The sequence below is a fragment of the Streptomyces griseobrunneus genome, from assembly GCF_046713465.1.
Lineage (GTDB): Bacteria > Actinomycetota > Actinomycetes > Streptomycetales > Streptomycetaceae > Streptomyces > Streptomyces microflavus.
In genome coordinates, this window is record NZ_CP177080.1 from 1,599,247 (window position 1) to 1,609,227 (window position 9,981).

Below are 9,981 nucleotides of genomic sequence, written 5' to 3' on the forward strand. Positions count from 1 at the left end.
ATGAGGAATCCGTTCCTGGCCTGCGCCGCCGTCGTCCTGACGGCGGCGGTGCTGGCCGCCTGCGGCTCGTCCGCGGACGGGAACGACCCGGAGGCCGCGGGCGCCCAGCGCCCCGCGGCCTCCGGGCCCTCCGTCCCCGGCCCGTCCGCCACCACGCCCACCACACCCGCTGCGCCCGCCGCACCCGCCACCGAGGGGCCGGCGGTCCCCGATCCGTCCGCTCCCGCCGCGACCGCCGAGGGCCCCAAGACGCCTTCCGACGAGATCACCCCGGCCACCGGGACCTTCACCAAGAAGCAGAAGGAGTATCTGGAGGACCGGGTGCCCAAGGGCATGGACCCGGCCGCCGTGCTCCAGACCGGCCAGGAGACCTGCGACAAGCTGCGCTACCTGGTCAAGGCCGACCGGGACACCGCCGTGGGCGCGATCGCCACCCAGGAGATCCCCGACGCCCCGGCCGCCGTGGCGGGGCTCTGCCCCCAGCACCAGGACCTGGTCGACGAGGCCGCGTACGCCTATGTGGACGGCACCCACACCGGGAAGACGCTCCGGCCCGGCGTCTACCGCTCCGCCTCCCCCACCACGAGCTGCTCGTGGCAGATCACCGGGGCCGGCGACAAGGAGCTGGCCTCCGGCACCTCGGACACCGGAAAGTCCCGGAAGATCACCATCCCGAAGTCCGCCCGCACGTTCACCTCCACAGGCTGCTACGCCTGGCTGGCCGAAGGAGCCGAAGGATGACCGCTGGTAAGACCAAGCTCCCCATAGCCGTGGCGATCCCCACGAAGAACGAGGGCCTGAACATCGCCGAGGCGGTGAAATCGGTGCTCGGCCACTTCGAGGCGGTCGTCGTGGTGGACTCCCACAGCACCGACGACACCGTCAAGATCGCCGAGGAGTGCGGAGCCGAGGTGGTCACGTACACCTGGGACGGGGGCCATCCGCGGAAGAAGCAGTGGTGCCTGGATAACGTCCGCACCGACCTGGACTGGATCCTGCTGCTCGACGGCGACGAGCGGCTCAGCCCGGGGCTGCTGGCCGAGCTGCGGGAGACCTTCCGCGATCCGTCGGCGCAGAAGCCCGCCGCGTACGACATCCCGCTCGGGTACTGGTTCTCGGGGAAGCGGCTGCGGCACGGATACACCATCCGCAAGCGGTCGTTGACCGACCGCACCCGCTCCTACTACCCGGAGGTCGGGGACCTGGACGCGCCGGGCATCGGGGAGGTGGAGGGCCACTACCAGCCGGTCGCCGCGACTGTGGGGACGTTGGAGAACCCCATCGAGCACCAGGACCTCGACCCGGTCACCGCCTGGTTCGAGCGCCACAACCGGTACTCGGACTGGGAGGCGTGGCTGGAGCAGCACCCCCAGGTGAAGGAGCAGGTGCGCCAGGTCAAGTCACGCCAGGGGCAGTTGTTCCACAAGGCGCCGTTCAAGCCGGTGGTGTCGTTCGCGTACATGTACCTCTACCGGCGGGGCTTCCTGGACGGCCGGGCCGGGTTCGACTTCGCGCTGGCGATGAGCTTCTACCGCTGGCAGATCGCCCTCAAGTCCCGTGAGAAGCCGCTACGTTGACCTGTGCGTCGCTCACCCTCGCCTCCGGCGGACCACGTCCTCGTAGGTCCGCCGGAGGGTGGCGGTGACGACCTCGATGGTGAACTGGTCGTTGACCAGGTCCCAGGCGGCCTTGCCCGCCTGCTCGGCGGCCTCCGGCTCCAGCAGCTCCAGGATCGCGTCGGCGACCTTGCGGGCGTTGGCCGCGTCCTCGCCGACCCGGCTGTCGATGACCCGGCCCGCCCCGGCCTCCGCCACATCGGGGGCCTGCCCGCAGGTGCGGGTGATGACGACGGGGGTGCCCACGGACATCGCCTCCAGGACCGAGACCGGGAACGGCTCCTCGATCGCCGGCAGCACGTACACATCGGCCTCGCGTCCGGCGGCGAGGACCTCGTCGTGCTCCAGCGGGCCCACATGGTCCAGGGAGTCCGTGACGCCCAGCCTCCGGGCGAGGGCGAGGGTGCCGGGCAGCGAGCCGGTGTCCGGTCCGGCCAGGACGAAGCGGGCGTCCGGGTGGCGGGCGAGGACGTGCGGCATCGCGGAGACGAAGTCCTCGGGCCGCTTGCGCTTCTGGATCCGGGCGAGGTAGAGCACGGTGGGCGGCCGGCCGGGGTCGCGGGCGGGCTTGCGCTCCTGCGGGCGGACGCCGTTGACCAGCCGTACGGTGCGGGTGAGCGGGACGGGGGCGGCGACGGCGTTCACATCGAGCCGCTCCATCTCGGTGAGGTGCAGGACGGCGTCCGCGCTGCGCAGCACCTTGCGGACCCCGAGCAGGTCGGTGAGCTGGGCGACCTTCTTCTCGGTCGGGTCGATCATGCCGTGGGTCTGGACGACCAGCGGCGTCCGGGTCGCGAGTGCGAGCAGCGCGGCGGGCAGGGTCACCAGGTCCCGCATCAGATGGACGTGTACGAGGTCGGCGCCGCGCATCATGCGGCGTGCGGTGCGCAGCAGCGCGGCGGAGGTGATACCGCTGACCTCGAACATCGGGAGCAGATGCCGGGCCTGGAAGAGGTGGACCGGAACTCCCTCGACATGGCTGGGCAGTTCGCCGTCGGGGAAACCGTCACCGAGGGCCATGATGCGGGCGTCGTCCCCGGCGGCCCGCTGGACCTTGGACAGGTTGAGCGCCACCCGGGTCGGACCACCGAAGGCGTGGTCCGGAGTATGGAGCGTGACGACGTGCAGGATCTTCACCAGAGTTCCCCTCGACTACGGCCAATTGTTCACAGGGTAGTCATTGGATCCCCTCAAGTGGGTTGATTCGTTAGAGTGTTCAGCGGTTCACTGAACGGGGGGGCGCATGACGTCGGTGCACACGTCGGCGCACGGACCGGCCGAGGAGAAGGCCGGGGAACCGGCCGTCGACGCGGCCGCGCGTCCGGAGCGGTCCAGAGCCCGGGGCGGGCCCTTCGAACCCCCCGAGCGGCCGATCGCCTGGGCGATGCTGTCGCGGGCGGTGTCGGTGCCGCTCATCCTGGGTCTGGTCTGCTTCCTGCCCGCGGTGATCGCCGCGCAGCCCGGCACCGGCGTCCGGGACAGCGCGTACTGGCTCCAGCTGGTCCTGACCTGCTACGCGGGGGCCCGGCTCGCGACGATGATCCTCTCCACCCGGCGGCGGCTGCTCCAGGGCGTCTTCTGGATGTTCGTGTACATCGCGATGGGTGTGGCCCCGTTCGCCCAGGTGGTGATCGAGCAGACGCCGACGCCGATGGTGGGGCCGCGCCAGGACCTGATCACGGCCATCGCGATGGTCCTGGTGGGGTGTGCCGCCTTCGACCTGGGGGCGCTGCTGGCCTCGCGGCGCCCGCTGCGGCGCCGTACGCCCTCCGCGCGGAGCACGGGCGGAGGGCCGGCTGTGGCGCATCCGGTGCGGCTGCGGCTGCTGGTGGTGCTGGCGTTCGCGGCGAGCGCGTTCTACGTGCTGAAGCTGGGCGGGCCGGCCGTCTTCTTCACCAGCCGGCAGGAGATCAACGAGACCGTGGCGGCGAGCGGGGTGGTCACGGAAGGGTCCAATGTGGGCTCGGCGTTCATCAAGGGCTTCGGCCAGGTCCCGGCGCTGCTGGGGCTGCTCTTCTACACCCGCCGGCTGGCGACCTCCTACCGGGCCCGGCGCACCCCGTCGACGGTGCTGGTGTGGGTGGCGCTGGTGGCGCTGAACCTGGTGGTGAACAACCCGATCTCCAACGCCCGTTACTGGTTCCTGACGGTGCTGATGGCGTTCGTGTTCACCGCGTTCCCGAGCAGTGCGGCGATCTACCGCACGGTGCTGGCGACGGGGGTGGTGGGGGCGCTCGTGGTGTTCCCGTACGCGGACAAGTTCCGGTACGACGAGGGGGGACAGCGGCCCGCGCAGTCGGCCTCGGTCTTCGAGCCGCTGGTGACCAAGGATTATGACCAGATGGTGATGTTCGCCAACACCATCTCGTGGGTCGACACCCGGGGCCACACCTACGGACGCCAACTGACGGGCTCCGCGCTGTTCTTCGTGCCGCGCGCGGTGTGGAGCGGGAAGCCGGAGGACACCGGGGTCCGGGTCGGGCAGTGGATGGGGCTCCGGATGACCAATCTCTCGGCCCCGCTGTGGACCGAGTTCTGGGTCGACTTCGGCGCGTCCGGGGTGATCGGCGGGCTCGCCCTGATCGGTTACGGGGCGGCGCGCACCGACCGCCGGTACGCGCTGGCCGTCACCCGGGCGGGGCCCGGCCCCGGGAGTGTGCTGGCCATCGCCGCGCCGCTGATCGCCGGATACACCTTCATCCTGCTGCGCGGCCCGCTGCTCCAGGCGGCGGGGAAGCTGGCCATCGCCGCGCTGTGTCTGCTGCTGATCAGCACGTTCAGGGAGCAGAGGGCAGGACGTCGGCGGTGACGGCCTCGCCGGGGGCCGGCTTCCGGCGCCGGATCCGGGCGACCCGGATCCAGGTGGCGGCGGCCTTGCAGAGCGAGCCGAGGAAGAGCCCCCAGGCGGCGCCCAGGACGCCCCCGACGAGGTAACCGCCCGCGAGGAACGCCACGGCGATGAGCGAGAAGACCACCTGGACGGCGAGCGTGGTGCGCGGGTCGAGCATCCGCAGGGCGAGCATTCCGCAGGTGCCGACGGCCATCGCCGCGTACTGGCTGCCGGTCGCGGGCAGCAGGGCGGCGGCCACGGACCAGGTGTCGCCGAGGAGTTGGCGCCCCGCGCTGTCGGGCAGCAGGGCGAGGACGGTGGCCCAGAGTCCGGCGGTGGTGGCGAGGGCGGCGGCGAGGGCGGCGGTGGCCCGGACGCGTCGGCGCTCCTCGGTGATGCGGCCGAGCAGCGGGGGGCCGAAGGAGGTGGCGGAGGTGAACAGGACGTTGAGCGGCCCGAACAGGGTGGTCGCCCCGCGCAGGGCGCCGACGAGCAGCGGGTTGCCGACGGCGCCGAGGCCGAGGACGGAGAGCTGGCTGGTCGCGTTGCCCACCCCGAACTCCACGGTGAACCGCTGTCCGAGGTGCCCGCGCCGGAGCATCGGCCGCAGCAGCAGCGGGGCCCCGGCGGTGGAGCGGTGCAGCAGGGCGGTGGAGAGCAGGAGCGCGGGCAGGGCGGAGAGGCCCCAGACGGTGATCAGGCGGGCGGGAGACGCCCCGTACACCTGGGCCCCGAGCGCTCCGAGGACGCAGGCGAGGCGCAACAGGTCGCAGAGCAGGGCGAGATGGGGCTGCTGGAGGGTGGAGAAGGCGTACCGGACGGCGTCCTGGCCCAGCACGACCGGCAGGACCAGGCCCAGCGTCAGGAGCGCCAACGCTGTGTCCCCGGGGACGAGGAAGCAGACGGCGGCCAGGAGCGCGCCGGACGCGGCGGCGGCGAGGACGGTGAAGGCGACGGCGGAGCGGCAGGCGCTCCGGGTCTCCTCCCCTCCCCCGCGCCTGAGGACCAGCGGCTGTCCGGTGTACGCGCCCGAGACGCCGAGCAGCACCGTGAAGACCAGGTAGACCGCGGAGAAGCGGGCGAAGTCGGCGACGGTGGAGAGCCGGGCGGCGGCCACCAGCACCAGGATGTTGGTGAGCGCCGCCACGCCCTGGTCCGCGACCGAGCAGAGGACGGCCGTACGGGCTCTCACCGCCGCGCCGCCGGAAGCGTCAAGGAGCGCAGGCCGAGGGTCTCGGTGGGATCTCCGGTGATCTCAGGTGCGTCCGGCTCGGCGGTGGGGGTGGGACCGCCGCCGCCACCGGTACGCCGCCGGGCGGACCTGGTCCGGCGCTCCGACCGGCGCAGCCGCCCGCGGCTCGGGTGGAGCAGGGCGCCGAGGACGGAGCCGCCGGAGGCGCCGATGATCTCGCGGATGCGCTCCAGGTCGCTGCGGTGCACCGCGCGCGGGTCGCAGACGATGATCACGCCCTCCACCCGGTCCACCAGGGCGACCGCGTCCGCGTAGGAGAGGACGGGCGGGGCGAGGACGATGACGACGCTGCCGGGCCGGTCGGCCTCGGCGACGATACGGCCGACCGGGGTGGAGGTGAGCGCGCGCGGGACGTTGTCGACGGTGGTGCCGGGGATCAGGGCGAAGGCGCCGGAGCCGGGGACGTCCACGTTGGATCGGCCGCCGGTGGGCCAGCTGCCGTCGCCCTCCTCGGCGGCCCACCGCGGCGGGCGGACCTCGTGCGCGGCGGGGCCCAGGGCGCGGGCGAGGGAGGGCGTCCGCAGATCGGCCTCGACGAGCAGGACGTCCCGGCCCATCTCGGCGAAGGCGGCGGCCAGGTTGGCGGCGGCCGCCGCGGCCTCCTCGTTGTCGCCGCGCGGGGCGGTGACCAGCAGCCGGCGGCTCTCGGCGAACGAGGGGTCGTAGGCGAGCCGGAAGGCGACGGCCCGGTACTCCTCGGCGAGCCGGGAGCCGCTGCGGCCGATGGCGAGCACCGACCCGGTGGCGGCGCGTTCACGGGGCAGGGTGCCGAGCAGGGGTGCGCCGAGCGAGCGGACCAGCTCGCGGCCGGAGCGTACGGCGGGGTCGAAGACGAGCCGCACCCAGGAGAGCAGCAGCCCGAGGGCGAGGCCGACGACGCCGCCGAGGCCGAGCAGCAGGGGCAGGCCGGGGCCGGTGGGCGCGGTGGGGGCGACGGGCTTCTTGTTGAGGTAGCCGGGGGTGGTGTCGAGGGCCTTGAGCTCGGAGATCTTCCGGCTGAGCTCGGAGATGGAGACGATGATGTTGGCCCGGGCGCTGGTGACGTCGTCGGCCGCGCCCGAGCCGGTCTGCTCCTCCAGCAGGTCGCGCTTCTCCTCCAGCGGGTCGAGCTGGGCCCGGTAGCCGTCGGACATGTTCTTGATGGATTCCTCGGTGCGCGCCTTGCGGTGGGCCAGATAGGCGCCTGCCAGGGCTTCGGCGCGGGCCCGGGACTGCTCGGGGGTGGCGCCGGTGTAGGAGAAGCGGAGGGTGAGTGTGTTGGGCGGGTTGGTGACCTGGAGCCCGGCGAGCAGCTCCCGGGCGGCCACGTCGTCGCCCTTCTTGAGCAAGGTGCCCGCGGCGAGGGTGCCGACGGTGTCGCTGACGGCGGTCTGGCGCTCGGAGCCGATGTTGATGCCCTTGTCGGCGGTGGCGCCGCTCGCGAAGGGGTCGGAGATGGCGGAGCGGACGAGCACCTCGCCGGTGGCGGCGTAGGTGTCCTCACCGCTGAGGGCGAGGTAGCCGCCGCCGAGCAGCCCGATCACGACACCGACCGCCAGCAGCGCCCGGTAGCGCAGGAGCTGGCGGAACTGGTCGCGCAGCAGCGCCGGTTCGTCCTGGTCGTCCAGGACACGGTTCACAGGTGTCATCGGCTCGGGCTCCCTTGTCCGTCCTGCAGGGCCTCGGCGAGCAGGGTGTCGAAGCGGGCGAGGCCCGCCTCCCGGCTCAGGTGGCGTGCGACATACCGCGGCCCCTCCGCCCCGAGGGCGTCTGCCGCGGCCGGGTCGGCGGCCAGCTTCCGCAACGCCGCCAGCAGGGCGGCCGGGTCCTCGGGGGCGACGAGCACCCCGGCCCCGGAGCGGCGCACCTCGTCGGCGGTGCCGCCCTCGTCGGCGACGGAGGCGATGACCGGGCGGCCGGAGACGAAGTACGAGGTGAGCTTGGAGGGGACGCTCATGTCGAGGACGGAGGCCCGCTGGGTCACCGCGAGGACGTCGGCGGCGGCGAGGACGTCGGTGAACTCCCGGGCCCCCGCGGGCACCGGGAAGTCCACGTTGGGCAGTCCTTCGGCGCGGGCTCGCAGGGCGTCGCGCTGGTTGCCGTCGCCCATCAGGACGATCCGGACGTCCGGGGCGAGGCGGGCGGTGTCGATCAGGACTTCGAGGCCCTGCTTGAGGCCCATGTTGCCGGAGTGCAGCAGGACGGGCGTCGAGGGGTCCCAGCCGAGCCGGGCCCGGGTGGCGGCCCGGTCGGCGGTGGGGGCGTGCACATGGGTCCAGTTGGGGACGATCCGGATGCGGCCGGGGTCGACGCCGAGGGCGGTGACTCCGGGGACGAAGCTCTCGTGGATGACCCCGACGAGGGCCGCGCCGCTCAGGGCGTACCGCTCGGCCGTCGCGGCGACGGTGGCCGCCCTGCCGCCGCCCCGTATGCCGCTCTGGGCGGCGGCCGCACCCATCAGGTCCTGGACGACGGGGAGGTACGGGACGCGGTGGCGGCGGGCGAGGCGGGCGCCGATGACACCGCCGGCGAGGCTGGGCATCTGCGCGATCACGGCGTCGGGTCTGCCCGGCGGCGGCGCGATCAGCCCGGTGGCGAGGACGGAGGCCTCGAACGCGGCTCTGCGCAGAGCGGTCTGACGGGACGGCACATAGTGCCTGCGCCGGTGCACGCCGACGCCGCGGCGTATCTCCACCGTCCGCCACACGCTCCGGTAGGCCTCGTCCAGCCGCCAGGACGGGTAGTGCGGCATACCGGTGAGCGCACGCACCAGGGCGCCGGACGCGGCCCAGTGCTCGGCGAGTTGAGTGGCGTACGGGCCGATGCCCGTGACCTCCGGTGCGTAGTTCGTCGAGACCACCAGAAGGCGGCGGTTCAGAAACGGCCTGTGCCGTTCGGCATCGGACATCGGACGATCGCCTTCCCCCCACAACAGCCGCTGCCCCCTGCGGGAACAGCCCCTGTCGAGCTTATCCGTTCACGGCTTGCACAAGTGTTCTTCACAGTAAGGTCGTTGGAACATCACCGGATCACATCGACCGTGGGGGGAGAGATACGGATGGTGCAGCACAGGGTGGGGTACGCGCCCGGGGTGTACGACCTGTTCCACGTGGGCCACCTCAACATCCTGCGGCATGCTCGCAGTCAGTGCGACTACCTCGTCGCGGGGGTCGTCTCGGACGAGATGGCCGCCCTCGCCAAGGGCCACACGCCCGTGATCCCGCTGCGCGAGCGGCTGGAGATCGTCCGCAGTGTGCGGTTCGTCGACGCCGCGTTCGTGGAGACCGTGCCGGACAAGGTCGAGACCTGGCAGCAGGTCCGGTTCGACGTGATCTTCAAGGGCGACGACTGGCGGGGCACGGAGAAGGGGAAGAAGCTGGAGCGCGACTTCGCCGAGGTCGGCGTGGAGGTCGTCTACTTCCCGTACACCGTGCACACGTCCAGCACCCAGCTGCGCCGGGCGCTGGACGTCCTCGTCAGCCGGGACGGAGCGCTCTCAGCTCCCTGAACCACTTGGCGAGGAAGGCCGCCAGGAAGAGCGCGTGGACCACCGCGAGCACGGCGTACCCGGCCCGGAAGGCCCCGGGTGCGCCGAGCAGCATGAAGACCAGGCAGAACACCCCGTAGTCGGCGGGCAGCAGGGCGACCGCCCGCACCCGGGAGACCGGTGCGGCGGGTGTGACCGCCCCCGCCGGTGCGGCAGCCGCCTTTGCGGTGGCCATCCGTGCGGTGGCAGCCGCCTTTCCGAGCTGTTCGCGCAGCAGCCCCGCGCAGAAGGTCACCACGGCGGCCAGCTGGAAGCCCGGCGGCAGCAACAGCCAGGCGTCCGAGGGCAGTTCACCGAAGCGGTAGAAGGAGATCAGTACGGCGGTGTGGACGAGCACCAGTTTGCCGCAGTCCACGACGTGGTCCAGCCACTCCCCGTCGGGTCCGCCCCGGCCGGTGAGCCGGGCGAGCTGGCCGTCGGCGGAGTCGAAGGCGAAGCCGACGGCGAGTGCCGCGTAGACCGCGAGCCCCAGCGTCCAGGACGGCTCCACGAGTGCGACCGCCGCGAGCGCGGCGTAGGTGAACACCGCGCTGACCAGTGTGACTTGATTGGGTGTCAGCCCGGCCCGGTACGCGCCCGCCGCGAGCACCCGCCCGGCCGGGCGGTTCACGTACCGCGAGTAGAGCGAGACGCCCTTGGCGCTCTTCTGTGCGCCGCGCAGTTCGCGCAGCACTGTGCCCGTGCTTCCCATACGCCCCCCAGCGTCCGGCATTGCCCGCATCATGGCATGCGGGCACCGGGGCCGTGGCGTCATTGG

The 9,981-nt window shown here is 72.6% G+C and carries 9 protein-coding genes; 4 read left to right on the forward strand and 5 right to left on the reverse strand.

Annotated elements, in window-relative coordinates; all coding sequences use genetic code 11:
- Positions 1-741 (forward strand): Rv1352/Rv1906c domain-containing protein, encoded by a 741-nt coding sequence (locus tag ACK8N7_RS07080; protein ID WP_500441524.1) that lies wholly within the window; start codon positions 1-3, stop codon positions 739-741.
- Entirely contained in the window at positions 738-1,577 is an 840-nt protein-coding gene (locus ACK8N7_RS07085; protein WP_500441526.1) for a glycosyltransferase family 2 protein, read from the forward strand. Before ACK8N7_RS07080 ends, ACK8N7_RS07085 begins: the two co-directional genes overlap by 4 nt.
- A 12-nt stretch (positions 1,578-1,589) precedes the next feature.
- Here ACK8N7_RS07085 and ACK8N7_RS07090 read toward each other — a convergent pair whose 3' ends face one another.
- Positions 1,590-2,753 carry a glycosyltransferase gene (locus ACK8N7_RS07090; protein WP_403211511.1) on the reverse strand — a complete coding sequence of 388 codons (1,164 nt, stop codon included), beginning with the start codon at positions 2,751-2,753 and terminating at the stop codon, positions 1,590-1,592.
- 106 nt (positions 2,754-2,859) lie between these two features.
- On the opposite strand from ACK8N7_RS07090, the gene ACK8N7_RS07095 reads away from it, so the two are divergent.
- Positions 2,860-4,425 carry a hypothetical protein gene (locus tag ACK8N7_RS07095; RefSeq protein WP_403211513.1) on the forward strand — a complete coding sequence of 522 codons (1,566 nt, stop codon included), beginning with the start codon at positions 2,860-2,862 and terminating at the stop codon, positions 4,423-4,425.
- On the opposite strand, the gene ACK8N7_RS07100 is transcribed toward ACK8N7_RS07095, so the two are convergent.
- The 3 genes from ACK8N7_RS07100 to ACK8N7_RS07110 are packed head-to-tail and all read right to left on the reverse strand — an operon-like array spanning position 4,394 to position 8,585.
- Positions 4,394-5,638: an MATE family efflux transporter gene (locus ACK8N7_RS07100; protein WP_500441529.1), complete on the reverse strand. Its 1,245-nt coding sequence runs from the start codon at positions 5,636-5,638 to the stop codon at positions 4,394-4,396. The genes ACK8N7_RS07095 and ACK8N7_RS07100 overlap by 32 nt on opposite strands.
- A complete protein-coding gene (locus ACK8N7_RS07105; RefSeq protein WP_500441531.1) occupies positions 5,635-7,326 on the reverse strand; it encodes a CpsD/CapB family tyrosine-protein kinase in 1,692 nt (563 codons plus the stop codon). The genes ACK8N7_RS07100 and ACK8N7_RS07105 overlap by 4 nt, the downstream gene beginning before the upstream one ends.
- Positions 7,323-8,585, reverse strand: a complete 1,263-nt coding sequence (locus ACK8N7_RS07110) for a glycosyltransferase (protein ID WP_500441533.1) — start codon at positions 8,583-8,585, stop codon at positions 7,323-7,325. The genes ACK8N7_RS07105 and ACK8N7_RS07110 overlap by 4 nt, the downstream gene beginning before the upstream one ends.
- Before the next feature lie 150 nt (positions 8,586-8,735).
- Between ACK8N7_RS07110 and ACK8N7_RS07115 the strand changes: the two genes are divergently transcribed.
- Positions 8,736-9,185 carry an FAD synthase family protein gene (locus ACK8N7_RS07115; RefSeq protein ID WP_015612087.1) on the forward strand — a complete coding sequence of 150 codons (450 nt, stop codon included), beginning with the start codon at positions 8,736-8,738 and terminating at the stop codon, positions 9,183-9,185.
- Here the strand turns inward: ACK8N7_RS07115 and ACK8N7_RS07120 are convergent.
- Positions 9,154-9,915, reverse strand: coding sequence for a CDP-alcohol phosphatidyltransferase family protein (locus ACK8N7_RS07120; protein WP_500441535.1), 762 nt, complete (start codon positions 9,913-9,915; stop codon positions 9,154-9,156). The genes ACK8N7_RS07115 and ACK8N7_RS07120 overlap by 32 nt on opposite strands.
- Positions 9,916-9,981: the final 66 nt, after the last annotated feature.

Bases quoted from the DNA above. Each gene is read 5' to 3' on its own strand.
- ACK8N7_RS07120 (WP_500441535.1), bottom strand. From the start codon at position 9,915: ATGGGAAGCACGGGCACAGTGCTGCGCGAACTGCGCGGCGCACAGAAG.
- ACK8N7_RS07095 (WP_403211513.1), top strand. From the start codon at position 2,860: ATGACGTCGGTGCACACGTCGGCGCACGGACCGGCCGAGGAGAAGGCC.
- ACK8N7_RS07085 (WP_500441526.1), top strand. From the start codon at position 738: ATGACCGCTGGTAAGACCAAGCTCCCCATAGCCGTGGCGATCCCCACG.
- ACK8N7_RS07110 (WP_500441533.1), bottom strand. From the start codon at position 8,585: ATGTCCGATGCCGAACGGCACAGGCCGTTTCTGAACCGCCGCCTTCTG.
- ACK8N7_RS07105 (WP_500441531.1), bottom strand. From the start codon at position 7,326: ATGACACCTGTGAACCGTGTCCTGGACGACCAGGACGAACCGGCGCTG.
- ACK8N7_RS07115 (WP_015612087.1), top strand. From the start codon at position 8,736: ATGGTGCAGCACAGGGTGGGGTACGCGCCCGGGGTGTACGACCTGTTC.
- ACK8N7_RS07080 (WP_500441524.1), top strand. From the start codon at position 1: ATGAGGAATCCGTTCCTGGCCTGCGCCGCCGTCGTCCTGACGGCGGCG.